The 26,703-nt window shown below is 71.6% G+C and carries 25 protein-coding genes; 15 read left to right on the forward strand and 10 right to left on the reverse strand.

All coding sequences use genetic code 11. The annotated features are described in order from the left end of the window. Positions 1–39 precede the first annotated feature (39 nt). The 6 genes from AB0J06_RS11360 to AB0J06_RS11385 form a co-directional block, all read right to left on the reverse strand. The gene (locus AB0J06_RS11360) at positions 40–633 is read right to left on the reverse strand and encodes an NUDIX domain-containing protein (protein WP_357427234.1); all 594 of its coding nucleotides are present in this window, start codon (positions 631–633) and stop codon (positions 40–42) included. Between the two features lie 26 nt (positions 634–659). Beyond that, positions 660–1,103 (reverse strand): endonuclease domain-containing protein, encoded by a 444-nt coding sequence (locus AB0J06_RS11365; RefSeq protein WP_357427236.1) that lies wholly within the window; start codon positions 1,101–1,103, stop codon positions 660–662. A 361-nt stretch (positions 1,104–1,464) separates the two neighbouring features. Continuing rightward, complete coding sequence (locus tag AB0J06_RS11370; RefSeq protein ID WP_357427238.1) at positions 1,465–2,541, reverse strand: ABC transporter ATP-binding protein; 1,077 nt, start codon at positions 2,539–2,541, stop codon at positions 1,465–1,467. Further along, positions 2,538–3,362 carry an ABC transporter permease subunit gene (locus tag AB0J06_RS11375; protein ID WP_357427240.1) on the reverse strand — a complete coding sequence of 275 codons (825 nt, stop codon included), beginning with the start codon at positions 3,360–3,362 and terminating at the stop codon, positions 2,538–2,540. Before AB0J06_RS11375 ends, AB0J06_RS11370 begins: the two co-directional genes overlap by 4 nt. Then, entirely contained in the window at positions 3,350–4,270 is a 921-nt protein-coding gene (locus tag AB0J06_RS11380) for an ABC transporter permease subunit (RefSeq protein WP_357427242.1), read from the reverse strand. The genes AB0J06_RS11375 and AB0J06_RS11380 overlap by 13 nt, the downstream gene beginning before the upstream one ends. A 2-nt stretch (positions 4,271–4,272) precedes the next feature. Beyond that, the gene (locus AB0J06_RS11385) at positions 4,273–5,397 is read right to left on the reverse strand and encodes an ABC transporter substrate-binding protein (RefSeq protein ID WP_357427244.1); all 1,125 of its coding nucleotides are present in this window, start codon (positions 5,395–5,397) and stop codon (positions 4,273–4,275) included. 842 nt (positions 5,398–6,239) lie between these two features. On the opposite strand from AB0J06_RS11385, the gene AB0J06_RS11390 reads away from it, so the two are divergent. The 5 genes from AB0J06_RS11390 to AB0J06_RS11410 all read left to right on the forward strand — a co-directional run bounded on the left by AB0J06_RS11390 (position 6,240) and on the right by AB0J06_RS11410 (position 11,256). Next, positions 6,240–8,756 (forward strand): nitrate- and nitrite sensing domain-containing protein, encoded by a 2,517-nt coding sequence (locus AB0J06_RS11390; RefSeq protein WP_357427308.1) that lies wholly within the window; start codon positions 6,240–6,242, stop codon positions 8,754–8,756. Next, positions 8,753–9,178: a roadblock/LC7 domain-containing protein gene (locus AB0J06_RS11395; protein ID WP_357427246.1), complete on the forward strand. Its 426-nt coding sequence runs from the start codon at positions 8,753–8,755 to the stop codon at positions 9,176–9,178. Before AB0J06_RS11390 ends, AB0J06_RS11395 begins: the two co-directional genes overlap by 4 nt. 41 nt (positions 9,179–9,219) lie before the next feature. After that, positions 9,220–9,621 carry a DUF742 domain-containing protein gene (locus AB0J06_RS11400; protein WP_357427248.1) on the forward strand — a complete coding sequence of 134 codons (402 nt, stop codon included), beginning with the start codon at positions 9,220–9,222 and terminating at the stop codon, positions 9,619–9,621. Then, positions 9,605–10,207 (forward strand): ATP/GTP-binding protein, encoded by a 603-nt coding sequence (locus tag AB0J06_RS11405; RefSeq protein ID WP_357427250.1) that lies wholly within the window; start codon positions 9,605–9,607, stop codon positions 10,205–10,207. The genes AB0J06_RS11400 and AB0J06_RS11405 overlap by 17 nt, the downstream gene beginning before the upstream one ends. Before the next feature lie 77 nt (positions 10,208–10,284). Then, positions 10,285–11,256 carry an ABC transporter substrate-binding protein gene (locus tag AB0J06_RS11410; RefSeq protein ID WP_357427252.1) on the forward strand — a complete coding sequence of 324 codons (972 nt, stop codon included), beginning with the start codon at positions 10,285–10,287 and terminating at the stop codon, positions 11,254–11,256. A gap of 160 nt (positions 11,257–11,416) precedes the next feature. On the opposite strand, the gene AB0J06_RS11415 is transcribed toward AB0J06_RS11410, so the two are convergent. Together AB0J06_RS11415 and AB0J06_RS11420 are read right to left on the reverse strand one after the other, a co-directional pair. Continuing rightward, positions 11,417–13,081: a hypothetical protein gene (locus tag AB0J06_RS11415; RefSeq protein ID WP_357427254.1), complete on the reverse strand. Its 1,665-nt coding sequence runs from the start codon at positions 13,079–13,081 to the stop codon at positions 11,417–11,419. Between the two features lie 122 nt (positions 13,082–13,203). Then, positions 13,204–14,094, reverse strand: coding sequence for a diacylglycerol kinase family protein (locus AB0J06_RS11420; RefSeq protein WP_357427256.1), 891 nt, complete (start codon positions 14,092–14,094; stop codon positions 13,204–13,206). A 195-nt stretch (positions 14,095–14,289) separates the two neighbouring features. On the opposite strand from AB0J06_RS11420, the gene egtA reads away from it, so the two are divergent. The 4 genes from egtA to egtD are packed head-to-tail and all read left to right on the forward strand — an operon-like array spanning position 14,290 to position 18,608. Then, on the forward strand, positions 14,290–15,543 hold the full coding sequence (egtA, locus tag AB0J06_RS11425) for an ergothioneine biosynthesis glutamate--cysteine ligase EgtA (RefSeq protein WP_357427258.1): 1,254 nt from the start codon (positions 14,290–14,292) through the stop codon (positions 15,541–15,543). An 8-nt stretch (positions 15,544–15,551) separates the two neighbouring features. Next, positions 15,552–16,868 carry an ergothioneine biosynthesis protein EgtB gene (egtB, locus tag AB0J06_RS11430; RefSeq protein WP_357427260.1) on the forward strand — a complete coding sequence of 439 codons (1,317 nt, stop codon included), beginning with the start codon at positions 15,552–15,554 and terminating at the stop codon, positions 16,866–16,868. 4 nt (positions 16,869–16,872) lie between these two features. Then, positions 16,873–17,634 (forward strand): ergothioneine biosynthesis protein EgtC, encoded by a 762-nt coding sequence (egtC, locus tag AB0J06_RS11435; RefSeq protein WP_357427262.1) that lies wholly within the window; start codon positions 16,873–16,875, stop codon positions 17,632–17,634. Beyond that, positions 17,631–18,608: an L-histidine N(alpha)-methyltransferase gene (gene egtD, locus AB0J06_RS11440; RefSeq protein WP_357427264.1), complete on the forward strand. Its 978-nt coding sequence runs from the start codon at positions 17,631–17,633 to the stop codon at positions 18,606–18,608. Before egtC ends, egtD begins: the two co-directional genes overlap by 4 nt. Before the next feature lie 118 nt (positions 18,609–18,726). Here egtD and AB0J06_RS11445 read toward each other — a convergent pair whose 3' ends face one another. Both AB0J06_RS11445 and AB0J06_RS11450 read right to left on the reverse strand, forming a co-directional pair. Then, positions 18,727–19,095 (reverse strand): FKBP-type peptidyl-prolyl cis-trans isomerase, encoded by a 369-nt coding sequence (locus tag AB0J06_RS11445; RefSeq protein WP_357427266.1) that lies wholly within the window; start codon positions 19,093–19,095, stop codon positions 18,727–18,729. A 48-nt stretch (positions 19,096–19,143) separates the two neighbouring features. Then, on the reverse strand, positions 19,144–19,638 hold the full coding sequence (locus tag AB0J06_RS11450; protein ID WP_357427268.1) for a hypothetical protein: 495 nt from the start codon (positions 19,636–19,638) through the stop codon (positions 19,144–19,146). A gap of 265 nt (positions 19,639–19,903) precedes the next feature. Here AB0J06_RS11450 and AB0J06_RS11455 point away from each other — a divergent pair, with 265 nt between their 5' ends. The 6 genes from AB0J06_RS11455 (at position 19,904) to AB0J06_RS11480 (ending at position 26,548) form a co-directional block, all read left to right on the forward strand. Beyond that, positions 19,904–22,792 carry a M36 family metallopeptidase gene (locus tag AB0J06_RS11455; protein WP_357427270.1) on the forward strand — a complete coding sequence of 963 codons (2,889 nt, stop codon included), beginning with the start codon at positions 19,904–19,906 and terminating at the stop codon, positions 22,790–22,792. 151 nt (positions 22,793–22,943) lie between these two features. Next, positions 22,944–24,536, forward strand: a complete 1,593-nt coding sequence (locus AB0J06_RS11460; protein ID WP_357427272.1) for a GGDEF domain-containing protein — start codon at positions 22,944–22,946, stop codon at positions 24,534–24,536. Positions 24,537–24,585: 49 nt separating this feature from the next. Then, complete coding sequence (locus tag AB0J06_RS11465; protein ID WP_357427274.1) at positions 24,586–24,837, forward strand: hypothetical protein; 252 nt, start codon at positions 24,586–24,588, stop codon at positions 24,835–24,837. Beyond that, on the forward strand, positions 24,834–25,148 hold the full coding sequence (locus AB0J06_RS11470) for a type II toxin-antitoxin system PemK/MazF family toxin (RefSeq protein ID WP_357427276.1): 315 nt from the start codon (positions 24,834–24,836) through the stop codon (positions 25,146–25,148). The genes AB0J06_RS11465 and AB0J06_RS11470 overlap by 4 nt, the downstream gene beginning before the upstream one ends. A 69-nt stretch (positions 25,149–25,217) precedes the next feature. After that, the gene (locus AB0J06_RS11475) at positions 25,218–25,817 is read left to right on the forward strand and encodes a molybdopterin-dependent oxidoreductase (protein ID WP_357427278.1); all 600 of its coding nucleotides are present in this window, start codon (positions 25,218–25,220) and stop codon (positions 25,815–25,817) included. Continuing rightward, a complete protein-coding gene (locus tag AB0J06_RS11480; protein WP_357427280.1) occupies positions 25,787–26,548 on the forward strand; it encodes a ferredoxin reductase in 762 nt (253 codons plus the stop codon). The genes AB0J06_RS11475 and AB0J06_RS11480 overlap by 31 nt, the downstream gene beginning before the upstream one ends. Positions 26,549–26,703 lie beyond the last annotated feature (155 nt).

Here is a 26,703-nt window from a genome sequence, read left to right on the forward strand (position 1 = left end):
CGCGGGCCGGTCGCTCCCCTGCATGACACCCGGAACTTGCTAGAGGCCGAGTTGGACCGGCTGGCCCGGCGTCCCCGTTGTGAGCAGCGCTGTCAAGGGTGTTGTGAGGTCACGCGGCGAGAACAGCTCAGACCCCTCATAGCCAGCGATCTCCGAGAGGTGCCACCACCGGAACCCAGCCAGGTTCTCCTGCGCAGCGAGTTGGTCGTCGGTCAACTCACCGCGGGGCTGGAAATGGGTCGCGCGGATGAGGAAGTAGTCGTTGATGATGCCGTCGGAGCCCGGCGCATCGTCGGCGGCCGCGACTTCCTGGTGCCAGACGTGCGGTGGATCGGCGCTGACCACCAGACCGGTCTCCTCACGCAGTTCACGGCGCAAGGCCGTCAGCTGGTCCTCGCCGGGTTCGATGCCGCCGCCTGGGGCCGCCCAAACGGCCTTCGCCTTCTCTGGCACCGCCGGATGAGGAAAGACGAACCGGCAGAGCAGGATCCGGTCGTCCTCGTCGAGGATGATCGCGCGGACGGCGCGGCGCGGATTCGGCGTCATGGCGTGTCGGACGAAGCGGCGAGGCGGATGATGATCGGCACCGCGGCAGACTATCAACGAGAGATCGAGCGCTGCTGATCCTGCCATCGGCCGCGGCTCACCGCGCCGCACCGTCAGTTTCGCCCGTAGATGACGGTGGCGGGATAGTCCTTGTTGCAGAGCGGGCACCGGCACGGCCGCGGCCACGTCGCGGTCCGGAGTTGGTGCTGCTCGCGCAGGACCAGCCGCCGGTACGGAGCCTCGGGGTCGCAGCCGTACTTGGCCAGGTACGCGCGCGCCGCGCCATGCCAGGTGACGTCCATGGGCATCCGCCCCCACAGTTCCAGTTCCCCCAGGAAGCCGTTGCACCCCGCGCACAGCAGTCCGCGCACGCAGCGGCCGCAGGTGCGTGCCCGGTTCGGGCAGCAAACGTGGTCGTGGTCGACGCACAGCGGCGCCGGCTCGTCGGCGTAGTAGTTGCAGCCGCCGCAGATCGCGCACAGGCCCTCTTGCTCGGCGAGGCGCCGTAGGTAGTCCGTGACGGTCATCTTGTAGCCGCGCAGGGACTTGCCGGGCATCCTCAGGCAGCAGTGCGGCCGAGACCACGGCCATTCGCTCTGGTCGAAAGTGACCAGAGCGCGGACGAGCGGACGGTTACCGAGCACGGGTCAAGATTCGCACGGCGGCTCTCACCTGCGACAGATACGCGCCGCCGCCGGCGCGCAACCGGGGCGCCGGTAAGAAGCGTGTCACCAGATGCAAACGGTGTCGATGATGGCCGGCTTCGCGTGAAGGTTCGATCGGAGTGTCCGTAACGATCGTTCGTGATACACCCGGGTTTCGGCTACGTTTGCCCAGGTCAAACCTGCAACAGAGACCGTGTCTGCGCCTTCGTAACACCCTCGGGGTTTCGCGATACAGTCTCGGTGCATGCGACGGTCAGTGCGCGAGCGCCACCGGCACCGTCGCCAGCTCGATCCGTACCGCCGTGCCGGGCGGCAGATCAGCCAGCCGGCCGCTCGCCACCTGGGCGACGACCAGCACGTCGTCCGGGAGGGCGACGGTGACCCGGCTGGTGGGGCCGAGGAAGCTCGCGGCGAGCACCCGGCCCGCCCCGTCGGGATCGGCGACCACGTCGACGGACTCGGGTCGGACCAGGGCGGTGACGGACCCGGCGCCGTCGGCTGCGTCGATCAGCGGCAGCCGGGCGCCGAGCACCTCGACCGCGCCGTCGCGCAGCTGCCCCGGCAGCCGGTTGCTGAGTCCGACGAAGTCGGCGACGAACGAGGTCGCCGGCCGACGGTAGATCTCCGCCGGGGGGCCGAGCTGCTCCAACTGCCCGCCGCGCATCACGCCGACCCGGTCGGCGATCGCCAGCGCCTCCTCCTGGTCGTGCGTGACGAACAGTGTGGTGATGCCGACCTCCAGTTGGATGCGGCGGATCTCGTCGCGGAGCTGCACCCGCACCTTCGCGTCGAGCGCCGACAGCGGCTCGTCGAGCAGGAGCACGCGGGGTCGGATCGCGAGCGCGCGGGCCAGCGCGACCCGCTGCTGCTGTCCGCCGGAGAGCTGGTGCGGGTAGCGGTCGGCATGGCTGCTGATGCCGACCAGCTCCAGCATCTCCGCCGCCCGGGCGCGACGTTCGGCCGCGGGACGGGCCCGCAGCCGCAGCCCGAACTCGACGTTCTGCGCCGCGGTGAGGTGCGGGAAGAGGCTGTACGCCTGGAAGACCATGCCCATGTCGCGGCGGCTGGCCGGGACGGCGGTGAGGTCCTTGCCGTCGACCAACACCCGGCCGGCGTCGGCGTCCTCCAGCCCGCCGAGCACTCGCAGCGCGGTGGTCTTGCCGCAGCCGGAGGGGCCGAGCAGGGCGACCAGCTCGCCGGGGGCGACCTCCAGGTCGAGCCCGTCGAGCGCCTGGACGTTGCCGAAGCGGCGGGTCAACCCCTCAAGGCGTACGGTCACGCCGCGCCGCACTTCCTGCTGCCCAACGGGTGAAGCGACGGTGTCGGTCACGGTGTCTCCTTCATGACTCGTCGGCGGCGTCCGGGCCCGACGAGGGACAGCAGCAACAGCAGGACGAACGCGAGTACCAGCGCCGCGAGTGAGACGGCCACGGACATCGTCGCGCTGCTCTTGCCGAGCAGGTTGACGGCGACCTGCAGGTTGGTGCGGCTGAGCAGGGAGGCGATGGTGAACTCGCCGAGCACCAGCGCGACGGTGAGGAACGCCGCGGAGAGCACCGCGGAGCGGATGTTCGGCAGCACGACGCGCCACATCACGGTCCCCCAGCCGGCGCCCAGGCTCCGGGCCGCCTCGGCGAGGGTGCGTACGTCGATCGCGGAGAGTCCGGCGTCGATCGACCGGTAGGCGTAGGGGAGGACCAGCACGGTGTAGGCGAAGGTGAGGGTCAGCGGGGAGCCGCCGAGGAAGTACGTCACCCATGCGTAGACCGGGGCCAACCCGACGACCAGCACGATCGCCGGGATGGTCAGCGGTAGCAGGCAGACGAACTCGACCACCCGCCGCAGCCGGGGCAGGCGTAGCCGCACCCAGATGACGGTGGGGACCAGCAGCGCCAGCATCAGGAGCACGGTGAGCAGGACGAGCCCGAACGACGCGGCTATCCCGGCCCCCAGGTCCGGATATGTCTCGCCGAGCCGCCCCCAGTCCACGAGCAGACGCCAGGTCTCCGCGGTTCGTCGTCCGCCCGCGCCCCGCGTGGTGAACTCCAGCATCGCCAGCAGGGGCAGCGCGAAGAAGACGCCGACGACGCTGACGACCGCCCAGCGGAACGCGCGCTGCCGGCGTGCCCGGCGACGGATCAGCCCAGCCATCGCGCGGTCCTCCGTTGCAGCAGGGCGTAGAGCGTCATGACGACCGCGACGACGCCGACCATGCCGAGCGCCATCGCCTTGCCGAGGTTCTGCTCGCCGAGGACGACCTCGCTGGTGAGGGCGGTGCGGATCTGCAGCGGCACGATCGGGCTGCCCTGGCTGACCAGCGCGGCCGCCGTGGCGTACGCGGAGAAGGCGTTGGCGAAGAGCAGCAGTGTCGCGCCGAGGAACGCGGGCGCCAGCAGCGGCACCGCGACCATCCGCCAGTACTGCCAGGTCGACCCGCCGAGGCTCTCGGCCGCCTCCCTCCACTGCGGACGGACGCCGTCCAGCGCGGGCAGGAAGACGATGACCATGAGCGGCACCTGGAAGTACGTGTAGACGAGCACCAGGCCGGGCAGGTCGAACAGCCACATCCCCCGGGCGTAGAGGTCGACGCCGAGGTTGTCGCGGAGGAAGACCGTGACGAAGCCGCTCAGCCCGAGCGTGGCGATGAACGCGAACGCGAGCGTCACCCCGCCGAACTGGGCGAGCACGCCGGACACCGCGGTTACCACGCGGCGCAGCAGGCCGCCCTCGCGGGCGGTGACCAGGGCGTAGGCGAGGAGCCCGCCGAAGACCGCGCCGAGCGCGGCGGTGACGGCGGAGAGCAGGATGCTGCGACCGAACGCCGCGACGATGTAGCCGTCGGCGAGCGCGGCGACGTTGTCCAGGGTGAAGCCGCCGTTGTCGCTGGTGAACGCGCCGATCGTGACCACGAGGGTGGGGATGGCGAGGAAGATCGCGACGAAGGCGAAGAACGGTACGACGCCGAGCAGGCCGCGATGGCGGCGCAGCAGAGGGCGGGTACGGACCCCGGGCGTGGGGGCCACGGGGTCCGTACGACGGCTGACGGCACGTGTGGTCACGGTCAGCCGATGACCTTGGCCCAGTTCGCCGACAGGTATTCCTTGGCCTTCTGGGTCTGCGCCTCGGTCAGGAAGACCGGCGTGCCGGTGGTCGCCGGCAGTTCGGCGTACGCGGTCTTGTCGATCGTGCCGGCCTTCTCCATCGCCTCGGCCCGGACCGGCCGCGCGCCGCCCTTGAGCCAGAGGTTCTGCCCCTCGTCGGAGTAGAGGAACTCCTGCCACAGCCGCGCGGCGGCGGGGTGCGGGGCATCGGCGCTGATCGCCTGGACGTAGTAGGAGCCGACCACGGCGTTCGCCGGCACGACCGTCTTCCAGTCGATCTTGCCCTGCAGCTTCTTGCCCTGCCCGACGTTGAGGTAGTCCCAGTCGATGACGACCGGAGTCTGTCCCGATTCGATGGTGGTGGGCGTCGGGTCGACGGGCAGGAAGTTGCCGGCCTTCTTGAGCTGCGCGAAGAAGTCCACGCCCTTGCTGATGTCGTCGGCGGAGCCGCCGTTGCCGAGTGACGCCATGGCCACCCCGCTGAACGCCGCGCCGGCCTGGGTCGGGTCGCCGTTGAGCGCCACCTTGCCCTTGTACTCCGGCTTGAGCAGGTCGGTCAGGCTCTGCGGCGCGGGCACCTTCTTCGTGTCGTACCCGATCGACATGTAGCCGCCGTAGTCGTTGATCCAGGCGCCGCCGGCCTCCTTGAGCGCGTCCGGCACCTCGCTCCAGGTGGCGACCTTGTACGGCGCGAACTTCGCCACGTTGGCCAGCGCGACGGCGCCGCCGAGGTCGAACACGTCCGGCGCGGTGGCCTGCCCCTTGAGCTGGTTGGCGGCGTTGATCTCGTCCTGGCTCGACGCGTCGGGCTGGGCGGAGTTGATTTTGATGCCGTACTTCTGGGTGAAGGCCTTGGTGATCTCCCCGTAGTTGGCCCAGTCCGGCGGCAGCGCGATCACGTTGAGCTGCCCCTCCTTCTTCGCCTCGGCCACGAGCTTGTCGAGCCCGCCGAGGTCGGCGGCGCTGGTGGCCCTGGCCGCGTCGCTCGACGCCGAACTCGTGCTCGGCGGCGCGCAGGCCACGGTGGCCAGCAGTAACGTGGACATCCCGAGCAGAGCGGTCCCACGGGCAATCGAGGTTCGCACCAATTCCTCCTTCTGATCGGTCCGCGATGGGACCGGGCACGTGCGTGACGAGCCCCGAGACCGTCCCGGCGGCGGCCGGTTGCCAACATCATTCTCATGCCGGGTGCCACCTGACAAGGGCAAAGGTGAACGGCGGGCGCCCTGCGGGGGAATTGTCGGAATCCCAGTGCGTCGTGGTCCGCGTGCCGGGATTATTCGGGCCAGCACCGGCGGTGACCGCGCGGTCACCGGGATCGCCTCCGATTCGGCGAGCCGGTGACGCGGCGTCAGCAAGGAGGAACGGGGGAGAGGTTCACGCCGGCGATGTGGAAGTCGCCGCTGTGGAAAGTGCTCAGGCATCGGCGCCGCCCGTTTCCTATGCGGAAACGATTAGCAAGCGCCGTTTCGCGCAGCGGTGCGGCTCATCCGTCGATCGCGTGTCCGAGCGCTGTTGCTTATCGCTCGACTGGTTGCGCGAGGGCGGCGTCGTGTGGTCACGCGAGGGCGGTGTCGTGCGTAGCGGAGGCGGTCCGCGGACGGCGGTCGGTGGGGCCTGCGCGGCGAACCGGGGGCGCCCCGTTTCAGGATCGCCCCGACTCATGATTTGACGAGTGCACACGTCGGGCAACCGCCACAGTGGACGGTGACGGCCAGTCGCGTTCTCTCCAAATTAGAGCGTCAAGGGGGTGACGGCGGCGGTGCGGGGCGCTAATGTCTGCCCTTGTGCCGCGACGCCGGGAAGCGTGACGCGGCGCGCATCGACATTTCGCTGACACACGAACGCAATCATAGGTGTCAATCATGGGTCGTGTTCGTGTCGGCTTACGGGAGGCGCTTTGCCCCGACACAGGTCCGAGCTGACGGTGCCGACGGCGAGCGAGACGCCGCCGGTCTCCGACGCCCCGGCGACGCAACAGGGCGGAACGATCCGACGGCGGCTGCTCGGCATCCTGGCGCTGCCGGTGCTCGCGGTCGTCGTGCTCCTCGGCTACGTCACCGCCGTCGAGGTGACCGACTACCGCACCTCCACCGCGACCACCCGCGCGGTCGGTCTGGCCCTCTCGGTGCAGGACCTCGTGCAGGAGTTGCAGACCGAGCGCGGCCTGACCGCCGGCCTGCTCGGCGGCAACGTCGGGTTCCGCGACGAGATCCCGCCGGCCCGGCGGCAGGTGGACGCGGAGCGCGCGGCGGTCGAGCGGCGCATCGCCGACGGCGGCGACATCGAGGAGCGGGTCGGCAAGGCGTTGCGGGAGCTCGACGGGTTGCCGGCGATCCGTTCCGCCGCCGATACCGGCGGCGCCGCACGCGCCGCGGCGTTCCAGTTCTTCACCGAACGGATCGCCACTCTCAACGGCGTCGACTTCGGGCTCGACGACGCGGCCGATCGCGCGTTGCGCCGGCACGTCGCCGCCCTCGCCGCGCTCGGCCGGGTCAAGGAGAGCACGGCCCAGGAGCGCGCCTTCCTCAACGGCGTCTTCTCCGCCGGCGGCTTCGCGAAGGAGGAGTTCCTCCAGTTCGCCGCCATGCGGGCGGCCAAGCAGTCGGCGCTCGAGGATTTCGCGCAACACGCCACCGCCCGTCAGAAGGCGGCCAACCAGTACGTCCTCGACACCGGCGCGGCCCGCGAGGCGGCCTACTTCGAACAGGTGGCGCTGGCCGCCGCGGACGGGCGTCATCTGCAGGTCAACCCGCAGTCCTGGTGGTCGGCGCTGACCACCGTGCTGGACGACATGCGCCGGATGCAGCAGTACGTGGGGTCCGAGATCCAGATCCGCGCCGACGTACGTCAGGTCGAGTCCGCCCAGCGGCTCGGCGTGCTCGCCGCTCTCGTCGCGCTCTGCCTGACCGGCGCCGTCATTCTGCTCGTCGTGGCGTCCCGGTCGATCACCCGACCGTTGGCGGCGCTCGCCGCGGAGGCGGACGGGCTGGCGAGCCAGCGCCTTCCCGAGGCGGTAAGCCGGGTCCAGGCCGGCGACAGCGAGGAGCCGCCACCGCCCCCGGAGCCGGTGCAGGTACCGGTGCGGGCCACCGCCGAGATCCGTTCCGTCGCGGACGCCCTCGACCGGGTGCAGGCCGTCGCCTACCAACTCGCGACCGAGCAGGCGCTGCTGCGGCGCAGCACCACCGAGTCCCTGGCCAACCTCGGCCGGCGCAACCAGAATCTGCTCCGCCGCCAGCTCGGCTTCATCACCACCCTCGAACGGGAGGAGGCCGACCCCGCCGGGCTGGCCAACCTCTTCGAGCTGGACCATCTCGCCACCCGTATGCGGCGTAACGCGGAGAGCCTGTTGGTCCTCGTCGGCGCCGCGAGCCCGCGTCAGTGGACGGCGCCGCTGCCGATCGCCGACGTGATCCGGGCCGCCGTGTCCGAGGTGGAGGAGTACCGCCGGGTGTCGCTGCGCCGTATCGACGACGCGTATGTGGCCGGCACGGTGGTGAGCGGGCTGGCGCACATGCTCGCCGAGCTGATCGAGAACGGGCTCAACTTCTCCCCGCCCGACTCCGACGTCGAGATCCAGGGGCGTCGGACCGGCGACGGCTACCTGATCGCGATCACCGATCAGGGGGTCGGCATGGGGGTTGACGACCTGGCGGGGGCCAACGCGCGGCTTCGCGGGGAAGGTGACTTCGTGTCGGCGCCCACGCGCTATCTCGGGCACTACGTGGTGGGGCAGTTGGCCCGTCAGCTCACCGTCGACGTCCAGCTCGCGCCGTCGCCGGTCACCGGCATCACCGCGCGGGTCACCCTGCCCGCGAGCGTCATGTCCGCGCGGCCACCGATCACCCGCGCCGAGGTCGTCACGGCGACCACCGCGGAGCCGACCCCCGCCGTGGCGACGACGCCCGCGTCGAATGGCACGGACACCCCGCCGGCGCCCGCCCCGGCCAACGGTCCGTCCCGGGCCATCGCGTCCGGCCCGGCGCCGGTCGTCGAATACCTCACCGTCGCCGGCACACCCATGTCGACCACCGCGCCGACCGCGGCCTACCCGCTGGTCGATCCGGCGCCCCCCGCCGCCGGCAACGGCATGACGGGCGGGCCCCGCGCCGCCGCGACGGGTGGCGGTGTGCCGGCCGGCGTCGGTCACGGCGGCGGCTCTGCGCCGCCCGACGGAGATCGCACCGCCAACGGTCTGCGCAAGCGGCTCCCGCGCAGCCGTCGGCCCGAGCCGGTGACGCCGAGGTCGGAGCCGCCGCGCGGTGCTGGCGGCGCCCGCCCCGAGCGGCGTCCGGTGCTCGATGACTCGCCCAACGAGGTGCGCGCGCGGCTCACCGCGCTGCGCGCCGGGATGCTGCGCGGCCAGAGCGAGCGGCCGACGGCTGGCGGGCAACCCGGCGTCGACGGGCGCCGGCACCAAGGCTTGGAGGAGAGCCAATGACCGTGGACACCCACACCGACCGGCACCAGTTCAACTGGCTGCTGGCCAACTTCGTCCGCCAGACTGACGGGGTCCGCGACGCTGTGGCCGTCTCCTCCGACGGGCTGCTGATCGCCGCGTCCGACGGCCTGGGCCGCACGGAGGGCGACCACCTCGCGGCGATCGTCTCGAGCATGGCGAGCCTCGCCCGGAGCGCCTCGCGGCGCTACGAGTTCGACGGCCTCAAGCTGATCATGATCGAGATGAAGCGCGGTTTCCTGCTCGTCTCGGCCATCAGCGGCGGAAGCTGCCTCGGTGTGCTCGCCGAGGGCGACTCCGACCTGGGGCTGGTCGGATACGAGATCTCGCTGCTCGCCGAGCGGTTCGGCACGTTGCTCACGCCGGCCCTGATCTCCGAGTCCAGACAGCACCTACCGCGATGAGTGATCCTCGGCAGCCCGACTCCCGGTTACCGGATCCACGAATGATCCCGTACTGGTATCCACGGCCCGTAGGCGCGGCGACCACCCCCGAACCGGAGACGCCGTCACCGGTGAGCCCCGCCGACGAACTGGTGGTCCGCCCGTTCCTGCTGACCGGCGGGCGGACCCGGCCGGTGAAGGACGGGTTGCGGGTGGAGACGATGCTCTCCGCCCAGCCGGCCGCGCTCTCCGCGCCGCTGCGTTTCGAGGCCCGACGCATCGTGGAGCTCTGCCAGCGCTCCATGTCCATCGCGGACGTCGCGGTGGCCCTGCACGTGCCGCTCGGGGTCGTCCGCGTGCTCGTCGCCGACCTGGTGGTCGACGGCTACGTGCACTGCGCCGAGCAGGGGGAGCTATCCATTGAGATGATCGAGAGGATCAGGGACCGTGTTCGCGCGCTCTAGTCAACCGCCGCCCCCCGCGCCGACGGCGGTGAAGATCGTCGTGAGCGGGGGCTTCGGTGTCGGCAAGACGACGTTCGTCGGTGCGATCTCGGAGATCGAGCCGCTCGTCACCGAGGCGGAGATGACCGAGGTCTCGCTCGGCGTGGACGACACCAGTGACGTCTCGGCGAAGACCACCACGACCGTCGCGCTCGACTTCGGGCGGATCAGCTTGGACGAGACCCTGCTGCTCTACCTCTTCGGCACGCCCGGCCAGGACCGGTTCGCCTTTCTCTGGGACGACCTGGTCGACGGCGCGCTCGGCGCGGTCATCCTGGTCGACACCCGGCGCATCGAGGACTGCTTCCCGTCGGTGGACTACTTCGAGGAGCACGGGATCCCGTTCCTGCTCGCCATCAACAACTTCGACCAGGCGCGCCGCTTCGACCTCGGCGAGGTCCGGGAGGCGCTCGGCGTCGATGGCGACGTCTGCATCGTCAACTGCGACGCCCGCAGCCGCGAATCGGTGAAGCAGGTGCTCGTCGCCCTCACCGAGGAGGTCCTCGCGCAGCGCCTCGGGCCCGGCCGCACGGTCGGCGCCCGGTGACAACCACCCCGGGGAGAGCGACCCCGGTGACGGGCGCCGGGACCACACGGAGATCCCACGAAGAGGAGACACTGCCGATGCAGAGCAGAGCCGGGTGGATCCGGGTGGCGGCCCTCGCGGGCGTGGCGGCGCTGGCTCTCGCCGGCTGCGCCTCCAGCATCCGTCCCGCCGCCCCGGCGCCGGGCGTGCCCAGCATCTCGTGCGGCACGCTCACGCTCGCGGTCAACCCCTGGGTCGGTTATGAGGCGAACGTCGCCGTGGTGAGCTACCTCGCCAAGGAGCGGCTCGGTTGCACGGTGGTGGAGAAGGACCTCACCGAGGAGGAGTCCTGGCAGGGGCTCGCGCGCGGCGAGATCGACGCGATCCTGGAAAACTGGGGCCACGACGATCTCAAGAAGAGGTACATCGACCGGGAGAAGTCCGTCGTCGAGCAGGGGATCACCGGCAACAAAGGGGTGATCGGGTGGTACGTGCCGCCGTGGATGGTCGAGGAATACCCGGACATCACGGACTGGCGCAACCTCAACAAGTACGCCGACCTCTTCCGGACCTCCAAGTCGGGCAGCAAGGGCCAGTTCCTCGACGGGGACCCGTCCTACGTCACGAACGACGAGGCGCTGGTGCGCAATCTGAAGCTGAACTACAAGGTGGTCTACGCCGGAAGCGAGGCGGCGCTGATCGAGGCGTTCCGGGTCGCCGAGGCGAAGAAAAAGCCGCTGATCGGATACTTCTACGCCCCGCAGTGGTTCCTCTCCGAAGTCGAGTTGGCGCACATCGACCTGCCGACGTACGTCCCCGGCTGTGACGCCGATCCGAAGACGGTCGCCTGCGACTACCAGCCGTACGACCTTGACAAGATCGCCAACAAGAGGTTCGCCGAGTCCGGCAGTCCGGCCGCGACACTGATCAGGAACTTCCAGTGGACCGACGCCGACCAGAACGCGGTCGCCCGTTACCTCACGGTCGACAAGCTCTCGCGCGATCAGGCGGCGAAGAAGTGGTTGGACGCGAATCCGAAGGTGTGGCAGGGCTGGCTGCCGCCGAGTTGACCGTCGTCACGGGTGCCGGCCACCGCGCGCCTCGATCATGGTCATGGCCACCAGGGCGGTGAGCAGGAGAGCGGTCAGGGCCACCGGCGCCGGGGCGCCGCGTCGTTCATCGAGCGCGGCGCGCGCCCGGCACGGTGTCCGGGCTCTGCCGGGGGACCCCCTACCGCCATGGCTGCACCGTGACGTCCGGTTGGTATATCCGGTATCCGCCGACCTCGGTCACGCGCGTGTGGATCGTGCGTCCGCTGAGGTAGCTCCGTAGCGCCAGGTCGGCCGTTTCGCCGGTCGCGAAGACGAACGCGGTGCGGCGCTCGGCGTGCACCCGGCGCCCGTACGGCCCGTAGCGATCCTGCCCCGGTTTCAGCCTCTCGGTGAGCACCGCGCAGATCACCTTCTCCCGCGTGGTGAAGGTGAGGCGGTTGCAGGTCCAGTACTCGCCGTACACGTATCTGATCCCCGCCCGGTGCAACGCCGTGGCCAGCGTCCGAGCCCGCTGCTCCTCCGCGCGGATCGGGCCGACCTGGGCGACCAGCGATGCCGTTCCGAAGAGCATCGCGGCCGTCATGGCGGCCAGCAGCCCGAGCGCGGCGACGCCGGCGGCGCGGAACCACACTCGCGTTCCTGAGCCGCGCCACGCCCAGCCCGCGGCCCGCCAGAGCGGCCAGAGCGCCACCGGCAGCGAGATCTGCAGGGTGGCGAGATACCGGGCGCTGGCCAGCGGAGCGGTGGCGGCGTATGAACTCCGGACGTAACTGGCCAGCGTCACCGCGGCGGCGCCGACGAGGGCGAGCTGTGCGACGTACCGGATCCAGCGCGCCGGCCCCGCCGTCGCCGCCGGGGTCTCCGGCGTTCGTCGGGCCCGGCGCAGGTGGACGACGGCCAGGGCCGCCGCGGCGACCAGCAGGGGCGGGTACAGCGCGCCCCATGCCATCTGCCACGGCGCGCACCCGGTCGACCGGCAGAGCCCGGCGGCGAGCGGGATCCCCTGCAGCACCGCGCCGTGCAGCCGGTCGGGAAGCGTGGTCGGTCCGCCCTCGCCGGCGCTGAGCTGCCGGAACACGGAAAGCGAGTCCTGCCCCGGCGGGGCGGTCAGGTTGTCCACGATCAGCGGCAGCGCGCCGATCGCGAAGCCGGCGAGCAGGGCCAGGCCGGCCCGGCCCCGTAGCTCCCGTCCGGCGGCGGCGAGCAGCACGACGGCGGCCGCGGCGAGATAGGGAATCACGAGCCAGTCGGTCCACAGCGACGCGCCGGCGACGAGGCCGAAGACCGCGAACGCCAGCCAACGGCGTCGGATCCGCCCCTGCGCGAGAGCGATCGCGAGGAGCAGCAACAGCACGACGGCGGGTTTCGTCTCCGGTCGGCCACCGGCCGCGGTCATCTGGTCCCGCACCACCCGCTCCGACCCGAGCGCGAGTAGTCCCACGGTGAAGGTGGCCAGCCAAGGCGAGTAGATCTCCCTGGTCAGCCGGTACATGAGGTAGACGAAGGCCGCGTAGAGCACCAGCAGCGGCGCGCGGAGCAACACCCAGCTCGGGCCGAAGAGCGCGAAGAACGGCGCGGCGAGGTACGACTCGAGCACCCCCATGTAGTGCTGCCCGTACAGGTAGACGGGGAGCGTCCGTCCCTGCGCGATGTGCGTGGCGACCAGTCCGAAGGTCGCCTCGTCGCTGTTCGTGCCCGGCACGGTGAGCAGCAGCAGAACCAGTCGGTAGCCGATTCCGGCGAGCCCGAGCAGTAGCGCGACGAGCGCCGGCCGGTCCAGCGACCGGATCGGTCGCCGACCTTCCCGCGCCGCCCCTGCCACGACCAAGGCCCCCGCCGCCACGCCACGAAGTCTTCCACCAGCTCCACCGGCACGAGACGCATCACAGGCATTTCCGGCCTTTCGGCTCCATGCCCGTCGGGATTCCGTGCCTACCGTGATTCAGCCCCGACCACACTGACCGATCAGTCGGAAACGGGCACGCAGACCGTGATGGCGTCGGGCACGACACGCGCCTTCAGCCGCCGGGTCGGCTCGCGGTCGCCACCGTCGAGCTCGTACGGCACGGAGGCGTCGAGCCTGACCTTGATCTTCTTCGCGCGGGTGATCCGGACGAACGGCGAGCGCTCCGAGCGGGACGTGATCATGCGGCCGAGCGTGCGCGCCCACTGCAACGCTCCGTCGGCCGTGGTCACGCCGACCTGCAGCCATCCGTCGTCCGGGCGCGCGTCGTCGAAGGCGCGGATCCCGCCGGTGATCGTGCTGACGTTGCCGAGCAGCACGCAGCTGGCGTCCCCGTCGAACCACTTCTGGCCGTCGACGTGGATCGTGGTCCGTACCGAGCCGTCCTTGATGTGCCGCAGCCCGGTCCACACGTACGCCAGCCGGCCGACCCGGTCCTTCAGGTCCCGGTCCGCCTCGCCGATCATCTCCGCGTCGAACCCGGCGCCGGCCATCACGGCGAAGTGCTCACCGTTGAGCCGGCCGAGGTCGAGTCGCCGTCGCGCGCCGTGGAAGGCGATCCGCACGGCTTCGGGCAGGTCCCGGGGGATCCCGAGGTTGCTGGCGAGCAGGTTGGCGGTGCCGGCCGGGATGATCGCGACCACCGCGTCCGACCCGGCGAGCGCGTCCATGCAGCGTTGCACCATCCCGTCGCCGCCCCAGACGAACACGAGATCGGCGCCCTCGCGGACCGCCTTGCGGGCCTTCTTCCGCGCCTTCTTGCTCTTCGGTACCTCGTACCAGAGCAGGTCGTCGACGCCTTCGTCGATGATGAGCCGGCGCAGCTCGTCCAGGCCGCCGCCGAGGGATTTCTTCCGGTGGGCGACGACGGCGATGCGGGGAGGTGTGGTCACGGCCCGTTTCATACCCCGATGGGGGACGGGTTCAATCCGCCGGGCGACGTCGCCTGCCGGGAAGGCGGCGCGGTTGGCGTTGATCGTGGTTCACTAGGGGTCGACGACGCCCTGCCCCGGGCAGTGCCGCCGGATCAGGCGGAGACACGGGTTGCCGACCTGCCGGCACCGCTCGGGCCGCGCGAGGGAGGACGCGTGACGATCTCTTCACAGCGCCCCGTGGAGCAGCACCCGACCGCCGACCGGCATTCGACGCTGCGCACGGTCGACGACGCGGAGGCCTACGTCGCGTCGATCTGCTTCAAGACCGGGCCACCCCGGCTGATCGGAGCCGAACTCGAGTGGGTGGTGCACGACCCGGATGATCCGAGCCGCCCCCTCGATCCGACGCTGTTGCGTTCGGCGCTCGGGCCGCACGCCCCCCGCACCCTCGATCCCGACAGTCCACATACGGCACTTCCCGGCGGCAGCGCGGTCACTGTGGAGCCCGGCGGCCAGGTGGAGATCTCCTCCCCGCCGCTCGCCTCCCTCGACGCGCTGCACACCACCACCGGATCCGATCTCGAGCGGCTGACCGGCCTGCTGCGCCGCGCCGGCCTCGCCCTCGCCGCCAGCGGCATCGATCCGCACCGTGGCTCCTCACGCCTCATCTCCACCCCCCGCTACGACGCCATGGCCGGCGCCTTCGCGCGCGAAGGACGACACGGCCTGGTGATGATGTGCAGCACGGCGGGGCTGCAGGTGTGCCTCGACGCGGGGGAGCCGGGCCAGCTCGCCAAACGGTGGGCTGCGGCGCACGCGCTGGGGCCACTGCTGATCGCCGCCTTCGCCACGTCACCCCGCCAGGCGGGGCGCGACACCGGCTGGGCGTCCGCCCGGATGCGCACCTGGCTCAGCATGCGGCCCGAGCGCACCGGGCCGGTCGCGGTCGCCGACGATCCCGCCCGCGCCTGGGCGCGCTACGCGCTCGCCGCGCCCCTGCTCTGCGTACGCCGCACCACCGGCGGGTGGCACGCCCCTCCCGACGTCACCTTCGCGGACTGGGTCCGCGGCGCGCTCCCGCAGCGGCCGACCACCGACGACCTCGACTACCACCTGAGCACCCTGTTCCCACCGGTGCGCCCGCGCGGCTATCTGGAGGTGCGCTACCTCGATGCGCAGCATCCACGCGAGTGGTTGACGCCGGTCGCGGTCCTCGCCGCGGCAATGTCCACCGACACCACCGTCGACCGCGCACTGGACCTGGCCGCGCCGGCCGCCGGCAGATGGACCCGGGCCGCCCGCCTCGGGCTGGCCGATCCGGTGCTCGCCGCGACCGCTCGGCCGGTGCTGGAACTCGCCTGCCGGTCGCTGACCCACACCGACCTTCCGCCCGAGCTGCGGGACGAGGTCGCCGCGATCGTCGAGCGCCGCCTGGCCGCGGCGCCCGCAGTTGACCCCGGGAGGTAATTCCAGCGATGACAGCGGAGATGGAGCAGCTGCGCGCCCGGATCGCCGACGAGCTGGAGGCCTCCCGCTCGCGCACGGCGATGCTGGCCGACGCCGTGGACGACGACGACCTGACCAGACAGCACTCGACGCTGATGTCCCCGTTGGTGTGGGACCTGGCCCACGTCGGTAACCAGGAAGAGCTGTGGCTGGTCCGCGACGTCGGTGGGCTCACCCCGATCCGTGAGGACATCGACCACCTCTACGACGCCTTCCAGCACCCGCGCCGCGATCGCCCACAGCTGCCGCTGCTCGATCCGGGCGAGGCGCGGGCCTACGTGCGCACCGTCCGCGACAAGGTCCTCGACCTGCTGGACCGGGTGCCACTGCAGGGCCGCGCCCTCGTCGCCGACGGCTTCGCCTTCGGCATGATCGTGCAGCACGAGCAGCAGCACGACGAGACCATGCTCGCGACACATCAACTGCGTACCGGAGCGCCGGTGCTCGACGCCGCGCCACCGCCGCCGCGCAGGGTGCCGGTCGGCGGTGAGGTCCTGGTCCCCGCCGGCCCCTTCACCATGGGCACCTCCACGGAGCCGTGGGCACTGGACAACGAGCGCCCGGCCCATCAGGTCGACGTGCCGGCCTACTTCATCGACGCGGCGCCGGTCACCAACGCGCAGTACGCCCGGTTCATCGCCGCCGGGGGCTACGACGACCCGCGGTGGTGGAGCGAGGCGGGTTGGCGGCACCGGATGGAGGCGGCGCTGACCGCGCCGATGCACTGGCGCCGCGACGGCGACGGCTGGGCGTACCGGCGCTTCGGCCGGGTCGCGCCGGTCATCCCCGACGAGCCCGTGGTGCACGTGTGCTTCCACGAGGCCCGGGCGTACGCCGCCTGGGCGGGGAAGCGGCTGCCGAGCGAGGCGGAGTGGGAGAAGGCCGCCCGCCACGACCCGCCGACGGGTCGATCGCGCCGCTACCCGTGGGGCGACGAGGACCCCGCCGCGCATCACGCCAATCTCGGCCAGCGGCATCTGGCGCCCGCGCCGGTGGGCGCCTATCCGGCCGGCCGGTCACCGCTGGGGGTGCACCAGCTGATCGGCGACGTGTGGGAGTGGACCAGCTCCGATTTCGGCCCCTATCCCGGCTTCGCCGCATTCCCGTACCGGGAGTATTCCGAGGTCTTCTTCGGGGCGTCGTACAAGGTCCTGCGGGGTGGCTCCTTCGGCACCGACACGGCGGCGTGCCGCGGCACCTTCCGCAACTGGGATCATCCGATCCGCCGCCAGATCTTCAGCGGCTTCCGCTGCGCCCGCGATCCCCGTCCGGGGGAGGCGGACTGAGCGGATGTGCCGCCATCTCGCGTATCTCGGCCCGCCGGTCCGCCTATCCGAGCTGCTGTTCGATCCGCCGCACGCGCTGGTGCGCCAGTCCTGGGCGCCCCGGGAGATGCGGGGCGGCGGCACGGTCAACGCCGACGGGTTCGGCGTCGGCTGGTATCCCGCGCCCGGCGCGCCCCCCGCCCGTTTCCGGCGCGACCGTCCCCTGTGGTCGGACTCCGGATTCGCGCAGTTGGCCTCCGTCACGATGTCCGGTGGGGTGCTCGCCGCGGTTCGCTCCGCGACGGTCGGCATGCCGGTCGTGGAGAGCGCCGTCGCGCCATTCACGGATGCCGGCTGGCTCTTCAGCCACAACGGGGTGATCGCCGGCTGGCCGGATTCGGTCACCCGACTCGCCGGACGCCTTCCGGTGCGCGACCTGCTGACGATGGAGGCGCCCACCGACTCCGCGCTGCTCTGGGCGCTGGTGCGGGACCGGCTGCGCGCCAACGTCAGCCCGGCCACGGCCTTGGTGGAGACGGTCACCGAGGTCGGCAGGGCGGCGCCCGGATCCCGACTGAACCTGCTGCTCACCGACGGTGTCACGGCCGCGGCCACCACCGTGGGCCACTCCCTGTGGGCCCGCCGGGACGGCGCCGCCATCCTGCTCAGCTCCGAGCCGCTCGACGGGCATCCGGCGTGGGCGCCGTTGCCCGACGGGCAGCTCATCGTGGCCAGCACGGCCACGCTCGATGTGATCGCGTTACCGAACGGGGGAAGACCGGAGTGAACGACGCTGACCTTGATGTGCACATGAACGACCGGGACCTGGCACGGATGCTCGCCGTCGACGCCGCCGCGGGTCTCACCGCGAGCCCGAAATGGCTGCCGCCCAAGTGGTTCTACGACGCCCGCGGCAGCGTCCTCTTCGAGGAGATCACCCGACTGCCCGAGTACTACCCGACCCGCGCCGAGCGGGCCGTGCTGACCGCGCGGGCCGACGAGATCGCCGCCCGGACCGGCGCGAAAACCCTCATCGAGCTGGGGTCCGGTTCCTCCGACAAGACCCGGCTGCTGCTGGACGCGTTACGCGCGCACGGCACTCTCGGCACCTTCGTTCCGCTCGACGTGTCGGAGTCCGCGCTGCGCGAGTCGGTCGCCGCGATCACCGCGGACTATCCGGCGCTGCAGGTGCGCGGCGTCGTCGGGGACTTCACCCGGCATCTGCGGTTCCTGCCCCGCGGCGGGACCCGCATGGTGGCGTTCCTCGGCGGGACCATCGGCAACCTGCTGCCCGCTCCGCGCGCGCGGCTCCTCGCCGACCTGCGCGACCTGCTCGAGCCGGGGGAGTGGCTGCTGCTCGGGGCCGATCTGGTGAAGGACCCGGCCGTGCTGGTGCCGGCCTACGCCGACGCGCGGGGGGTCACCGCGGAGTTCAACCGCAACGTGCTGCACGTGCTCAACCGTCAGCTCCGGGCCGACTTCGACCCCGCCGCCTTCCACCACGTCGCGCGCTGGGATCCGGTGAACGAGTGGATCGAGATGCGGCTGCGCGCCGACCGGGCGATGACCGTGAAGCTGCCGGAGCTGGACGAGACGATCGAGTTCGACGCGGGGGAGGAGTTGCTCACCGAGGTGTCCGCGAAGTTCCGCCGCGACGGACTCGCCGCGGAACTCGCCGCCGCGGGATTCGCCCTGCGCGACTGGTGGACCGATCCCGCCGGCCTGTTCAGCCTCTCCCTGTCCCGGGCCGCACCGCGGTAGCCCGCCGGGTCGACCGCGATCGAGGAATACCCCGCCGATCAAGGACGGGTTCACATGATCGGAGATCATTCCGTGTGAATCCGTCCTTGATCGACGGGCACGAGCGTGCCGGGAGGGTCTACTCCACGCCGAGCAGGTCGACGACGAAGATCAGCGTCTCGCCCGGCTTGATCGCGCCGCCGGCGCCGCGGTCGCCGTAGCCCAGGTGCGGCGGAATGACCAGCCGACGGCGGCCGCCGACCTTCATGCCCACGACACCCTGGTCCCAGCCGCCGATCACCCTACCGGCGCCGAGCGGAAAGCTGAACGGCTCTCCCCGGTTCCACGAGGCGTCGAACTCCTGGCCGGTGGAGAAGGCCACGCCCACGTAGTGCACCGTGGCCACCTGACCCGGCCGCGCCTCCGGGCCGTCGCCGACCGTGATCTCCTCGATGACGAGGTCGGCCGGGGGCGCGCCCTCGATCGGACCGACTGTGGGCTTCTCCATGCGGAGTCCTCCTGTGCTGATGGGCGACAAACCACAGGCCATCTTTCCTCATCGCCGACCGGCGGCCGCGGGAAGGCGGGGCTTCGGCTCCTGGCCGGGCTTCCCGGGACGGCCGGGGCGGGGCGGCCGGGGTCGCTCCGGGGCGTCCGGCGTCGGAAACGCACCCGGGCTGGTCTTGTCGAGCGGGAGCGCGTCGGCGGGCTTCTCACCCGGGCGGGATGGATGACCGGTCGGGGTGCCGGTCTCCGGACCGTGCGGGCGTTCCGCGCCGCGCGGACCGTCCGGACCGGAGCCGGTCTCCCGGCCGCTCGCACCGGTCCTGACCGGCGCGGCCAACGCGTCGCCGACATCGGTGCGCCCCACGTACGCGGGGCCGGGAAACGCGACCGGTGGTTCGCTGGCGAGCGACGCCGTGACGAAGCCGCGCCAGAGCGTCGCCGCCGGCGAGCACCGCGGTGACGTCGGCGGCCACCGCGGGGGACCCCGGGTGCGGCGTGGCGCGGCGGCGTACCAGCGCGCGCCGTCGCGGCCGGTCGTTGCCACTTCATCGGAGTCCGACCATGGGCGGACGGGTCGGGGCGGTGGTTGCGCTCCGGGTCGGCGTCGCCGGTGGGGGACGGGGGATCACGACGGTAAGGAAAGAGTTCTTGCCATGATCTTGATGGGTCTGATATTCACGTATTCGCACGTCTGATCGACGCGGTGCTGGCGAGCCGACCGGACCGGTCGGCTGCTACGCACTCCCATCAAGGAGGACCCCTTGCGCAGACCGGGCCGGAGATTGTCCACAAGACCACAATGGAAGGTGGTGCCCGCGTTCGCCGCGGCGATCGTCCTCGCCGGGATGGTCCCCAGCGGGACCGCGGCCGGCGCCGCGCCGGGCGGCGGTGGGGCGGCGCACGGGCAGGACGGCAACGTCGACTCGTACGCGGAGGGGCACGGCCCGCGCGACAAGGACAACCGGGTCGGTACGGCCAGCCCCAGCTCCCGCCAGCGCGCGCTCGCCAACCGCGTCGACGACGGGGTGCGCTTCAACGCGCTGGGCACGCCGCACGCCCTCGGCCCGGGCACGACCCCGCTCGCCACCGGCCTCCCCGCCGACGCGGAGACCGCCGCCCGCCGGTACCTGGTGCAGAACCGCGACCTGTTCGGGCTGGACGACGCGGCCGTGGCCGGCATGGAGCGCGTGCTGGTCCGGCCGATCGGCGCGGGCACCGTGGTCACGCTGCGACAGCGCTTCGGCGCGCTCCCCGCCGGTCACGACGGACTCGTCACCATCACCGTCAAGGACGGCGCGATCCTGCACGTGAGCTCGTCGCTCTCCCGCGACAGCGGCAGCCCCGCACCCGCAACCCTGACCGCCGACGAGGCCTACGCGATCGCGCTGCGCGACGCGGGCCTCACCGCCGGCCAGATCGAGACCAGGGGGATCCGCCAGGTCGCCGTCCCGACGCCCCTGGACGGGCCGCGCACGGCGTACGAGGTCACGGTGATCTCCACGAACGCCGCGGAGGCGAGCGCGTTCACCACGTTCGTCGACGCCCGTACCGGTGCCGTGCTGGTCCGCGAGGACCTGGTCGACTTCGACTCGGAGAACCCGCGGTGGGCGGTCTTTCCGGCCACCCCGCCGAGCAGGGTCATCCCGGGCAGGGACGAGCGGGACCTGTGGTGTCTGAGCGCCGCGCGCGAGTGTGACAGATTGGTCAGGGACCCGGCGAGCGGCCAGGCCTGGGACGTCGACCTGACGACCGGAGCGCCCACCAACACCAGCCGGGGCAACGCGGCGAGCAACGTCGTCGCCTGGGGCGCCGGCACCCCGAACGTGCCGGCCACGACCAGCCCCACCCGCGACTACATCTACCCCTTCACCGACCAGTGGCACCAGGCGCGGTGCAACTCCGAGGTGTTCCAGTCGCTGCAGCGCAACGACGCCGACGCCGCGGTCGCGAACCTCTTCGCCATGCACAACCGCATGCACGACTGGGCCTACCACCTGGGCTTCACGGAGTCCACGTGGAACATGCAGGCGGTCAACCTCGGTCCCGACGGTCTCGGCGGCGACGCCGAGCAGGGACGCGCGCAGCAGGGGGCGCTGAGCGGTAACCGCAACAACGCCAACCAGGCAACCCCCCGCGACGGCGCGATGCCGACCACCAACATGTACCTGTGGCAGCCCACCGCCGGTGGCCCCTACCCACCCTGCGTCGACGGCGACTACGACATGACGGTGATCGGCCACGAGTACACCCACGCGATCACCAACCGCATGATCGCCGGGCCGAACACCGGCATCAGCGGTCACCAGGGCGGCGCGATGGGCGAGTCGTGGAGCGATCTGCTCGCGGCGGAGTACCTCTTCCAGAATGGGCTGCGCGCCCCCGGCCGGACCCCCTTCGTCACCGGCGGCTACGTCACCGGCAACACCAACAGCGGCATCCGCAACTACGACCTCAGCCGCAGCCCGCTCAACTACTCCGACGTCGGCTACAACACCGCCGGCCCGGCCGTGCACGCCGACGGTGAGATCTGGGGCGCGACGAACTTCCGCATCCGGTCCGCGTTCGTCGAGCGGTACGGCCCGGGCAAGACCTCCACGCAGCAGGCCTGCGCGCAGGGGAAGATCGCCGTGGAGAAGTGCCCGGGCAACCGCCGCTGGTCGCAGCTGGTCTTCGACTCGTTCCTGCTCCAGGCGGCGAGCCAGGTCAGCATGCTGGACATGCGCGACAACATGCTCGCCGCAGACCTGGTCCGTTTCGACGGGGCGAACCAGGACCTCATCTGGAACGCCTTCGCCGAATCGGGCATGGGCCGGGACGCGGTGACCAACGGCGCGGCCGACACCGACCCGACGCCGAGTTTCGCCTCGCCGCGGGCCGCCAACGCCGTGGTCACCCTCCGCCCGGAGCGCGAGACCGACGCGGTCATCCGGCTGTATGTCGGCGACTACGAGGCGCGGGCCATGCCGATCGCGGACACCGACCCGGCGACCCCGCTGCCGGACACGTTCGAGATCGTGCCGAACGCGAAGTTCCCGTTCCTCGCGGTCGGAGCCGGCTTCGGACACGCCCGGTTCACCGAGAGCTTCAAGGCGGGCCGCAAGGAGCGGCTCGACGTGACGGTGAGTCGCAACCTCGCCTCGGTCGCCGCCGGCGCGGTGGTCTCGGGGGACGGGGTCAACCTCGACAAGATCGGCGATGACACCGAGGCCACCAACTGGGCGTCGCTGGACGGCGTCGCCGGTAAGCAGGTGACCGTCGCGCTCGCCGGTGACCGTCCCCAGCTCGTCCGGCGGGTCAACGTCAGCGCGATGCTGCGTCCGGCGATCCCGGGCGACGCCGACCCGGCCAGCCAGAACCAGCTCTCCGCGCTGCGCTCCTTCACCGTCCTGGCGTGCAACGCGAAGCTCGCCGACTGCGGCGCCGACGCCAACTACCGTCCGGTGTACAAGAGCAGCTCCGACGCCTTCCCCGGCGGCGCCTACCGCGCGTTCACGCCCGAGATCAATCTGCGTTCCTTCACCATCCTGCCGACGTTCGTCACCCACCTGCGGCTGCAGGTGGTCGCGAGCCAGTGCACCGGTGGACCGCACTACGCGGGGGAGCGCGACGACGACCCCGCCAACCCCACCGACTGCGCCACGGCCAGCCCCGCCCGGACCCAGGTCCGCGTCGCCGAGTTCCAGGCCTTCAGCCACTGATCCGATCCGTCCCGGCTCCCCGCTTCCCGCTCCTCGGGAAGCGGGGAGCCGTTTTTTCGCCCGTCGCCGAACCGCTTCGACAGTTTTCTCATCCGAGGTGGTTAGCTGCCGACAGGCACCGGAGAAGATCAGGACACGGATGGAGGAGTTGATGGCGGACCAACCGCAGCTGCCGGCTCCGCTGTCGCCGTTCGGATCCTTCGACGAGCTGGCGCTGCGCCTGCACGAGCTGACGGTGAAGGGCCGCAATACCGAGGCGCTGCACGAGTCAGACGAGTACGACTTCGTGGTGTCGCTGCTCGGCGACGAGCGCACGCTGGGCATGCTGATCCAGACCAGGATGTACGCGTACATCGGGCTCGGCCGATTGCCCGAGGCGCTGGTCGCCAACGAGACCCTGCTGCGCCGGCACCGTGCCGCGGGCTTCCGCACCAGCGAGGCGAAGATCCTCGCGGACCGGGGCGACATCCTGATCCGGCTCGGCCGCATCGATGAGGGGCTGCACCGCCTGGCGCACGCCATTGCGATCCTCGACCAGACGCCGCGCACCAACCCCCGCTACATCTCCGCGCTCTCCTCCGTCGGCGAGGCCGCCCGCTCCGTGGAGCTCTTCGAGCTCGCCGACGAGTGCGCGCGCGCCGTGATGGAGGCGTTCGAACCGGATACCGAGGACCGGGCCGCCGCCGAACTGCTCCGCGCCGAACTGCTGCTGGAGTGGGCGCTGCGGCTGGAGCAGATCGGGCTGGTCGACGAGGCCGGCCTCCGTTTCGCCCGCGCCGCGCAGTTGGCGCGCCACTGGGTGACCGTCTACCGCGGCCACGGCCCGGACGGGGACTCGCCGCTCGCCGCCGCGCTGCTCGCGCTCGGGTTGGCCAAGATCGGCGAGACCGATGAGGCAATCGAGCTCTGCACCTCGATGATCCTGCCGTTGCGCAGCGCCGGCCAGTTCCGCGAAGCCCGGCTGATCCACCTCGCGTACGGGGTTTCGCTGCGCGGCCGTGGCCAGTTGCGCGAAGCGCGTCGGGAATTCATCGCCGCCGAGGAGCTGTCGGCCCAGGCGGGCCACACCACCCAGCGGCTGCTCTCCCAGTACGAACTGGCCGTGCTCGCCGCGGCCGAGTTCCCCGGCGACGCGGCCGAGGCGATGCTCGCGGCGCTGCGCGCGCACGCGCGGCATCTGTGGCGGCTGCGGATGGAGCGCCGGTCCATGCTGCAACAGGCCAAGCAGCGGGTGTGGCTCGAAGCCGAGCGCGCCCGCGCGGACAGCGACGCCGCGCAGGACGCGCTGACCGGCCTGGGTAACCGGCGCCTCTTCGATCGGCACATCGCCACCGTCGAGGGGGAGGTCCCCGCCGGTGCCGTGGTGCTGCTCCTCGTCGACGTCGACCGCTTCAAGGTGATCAACGACCGCTACTCGCACGGCGTCGGGGACCGGGTGCTGCGCGAGGTCGCCGGCGTGTTGCAGGCGCACTGCCGCCAGGACGACGTGCCGATCCGCTTCGGCGGCGACGAGTTCGCGCTCTTCCTCCGCACCGACCTGGACACCGCCGCCCGCGTCGGCGAACGCATCCGCCGGGTTGTCGCCGCGCGCCAGTGGGACGACTTCGCGCCGGGCCTGCGGGTCACGCTGAGCATGGGGGTGGCCGCGCTCGACCAGGGGATGACCGGCCGGGATCTGTTCGACTCGGCCGACCGTCAGCTCTACGTCGCGAAGGGGCGCGGGCGCAACCAGCTCGTGGCCTGAGCGCAGGCGCAGCACGTCGGGTCGTACCACCACTTGTACCATCACCGGTATGGCAGAGAAGGTGACCCTCAGCCTCACGGCTGACACCCTCGCTCGCGCCCGGACCGCGGCGCAGCACGAGGGGATGAGCCTGTCGGCATGGATGGACCGGGCCGCCCGCCGCGAGGCCCTGCGCGACGCCGGGCGCCGCCAGGATGAATGGCTCGCCGCCAACCCGGACGTCCGCGACGAGCTCGACGGGTTCGACCGGCTCGCCGACACCCTGGAGTCCGGCTGGTCCGACCTGGCTGGAGCGGCGTGAACCGGGGCGAGATCTGGACCATCGGCGAGCGCGGCAACCTGCGATACCGCGTCGTCGTCCTCTCCGGCAGCGCCCACAACGACCGACCGAGCGCCTCGCCGTTCTGCGCGCCGGTCGTGCGCCAGCGGGGCAGCGTCGACCTGCCGCCCTTCGCCGTTCCCCTCGCCGAGACCGATCCGCTCTCCGGCGTCGTGGTCCTCAACCGGATGCGGCGGTTGCGCGCCTCTGCGGGAGCCGAGCGGTTGGGGATGGTGACCGGCGCGAGCATGGTCCGGCTCGGCACCGCGATGCGCGACCTGTTCGAGCTGTAGCTCCCCGCAGCGGACACGGAAATCGGCCGCTGCGGCACATCGCCGCCGAGCCGGTGGTACGACTGTCGGGTGGGCATCGTGTCACCCGGCTTCCGCGGTCGGCCCCGGCAGACGGAGGCGACCCTGCCGCCGGGCCAGTACCTGACCGAGGACTTCCCGGTCCTCTCCGCCGGCCCCACCCCGCGCGTCCCGGTGGACCAGTGGGAATTCGTGATCACCACGGAGACGGGGCTCGACCACCGCTGGTCGTGGCAGGAGTTACTCGCCCTGCCGTCGGAGACCCCCACCGTCGACCTGCACTGCGTGACCAGATGGTCCAAGCTCGGCACGTCCTGGCAGGGGGTTTCTCTCGACACCCTCCTCGCCGACGTGCAGACCGACGCGGCGTACGCCCTCGTGTGCTCCTACGGCGGCTACACCACCAACCTGCCGCTCGCCGATCTGCGCGACGGGCAGGCGTGGATCGTCCACCGCTACGACGGCGGCGAGTTGACACCCGAGCACGGCGGCCCGGCCCGGCTGCTCGTACCCCACCTCTACCTGTGGAAGTCGGCCAAGTGGGTGCGGGGCGTCCGGTTGCTCCCCGAGGACGAGCCGGGGTTCTGGGAGAGCGCCGGCTACCACGACTACGGTGACCCGTGGCGCGAGCAGCGGTACCAGGGCGACTGAGTGCCCGGCTGCCCTGGCGGGTGGCCGAGCTGGTCGGGGCCCGCGACGAGACCCCCACCGCCCGGACCCTGGTGCTGCGGGTGCCTGAATGGCCGGGCCACCTCGCCGGGCAGCACGTCGACGTGCGGCTGACCGCCGCCGACGGTTACCAGGCCGAGCGGAGCTACTCGCTCGCCGCGCCCGCCGACGGCGACCGGATCGAGCTGACCGTCCAGAAGGTCGCGGACGGGGAGGTCTCGCCGTACCTGGCGGAGGTCTTCGCCACCGGCGACCCGGTGGAGATCCGCGGCCCGGCCGGCGGCTGGTTCGTCTGGCGGCCCACCGACCCGGCGCCGGTGGTGCTCGTCGCCGGCGGCTCCGGGATCGTGCCGCTGATGGCGATGGTCCGGGCCCGGCGCGCGGTCGGCAGCCGCGCCCCGTTCCGGCTGATCTACTCCGTGCGCACCCCCCGCCACATCTACTTCGCCGACGAACTGCGCCAGCGGGACCGCGACGATCCGGGGCTGCACGTGGCGTACGCCTACACGCGGCAGGGGCCGCCGGGGTGGCCCGGCCTGCCGCGGCGCCTCGGCGTGGCGGAGCTGAAGAGCCAGGGCTGGCCGCCCGAGGTGGCGCCCGACTGCTTCGTCTGCGGCCCCACCGGCTTCGTCGAGACCGTCGCCGACATCCTCGTCGGGCTCGGTCACGAACCGGCGCGGGTCAGAACCGAACGCTTCGGACCCTCAGCGTGAGCGCGAGGAGTGAACGAGCGGAGCGAGTGAGCCCCGCAGTCGCGAACGAAAGGGCAGCGGGTGAGCGCGAGGAGTGAACGAGCGGAGCGAGTGAGCCCCGCAGTCGCGAACGAAAGGGCAGCGGGTGAGCGCGAGGAGTGAACGAGCGGAGCGAG

This window comes from Micromonospora sp. NPDC049679, assembly GCF_040659735.1.
Classification (GTDB): Bacteria; Actinomycetota; Actinomycetes; order Mycobacteriales; family Micromonosporaceae; genus Micromonospora_I.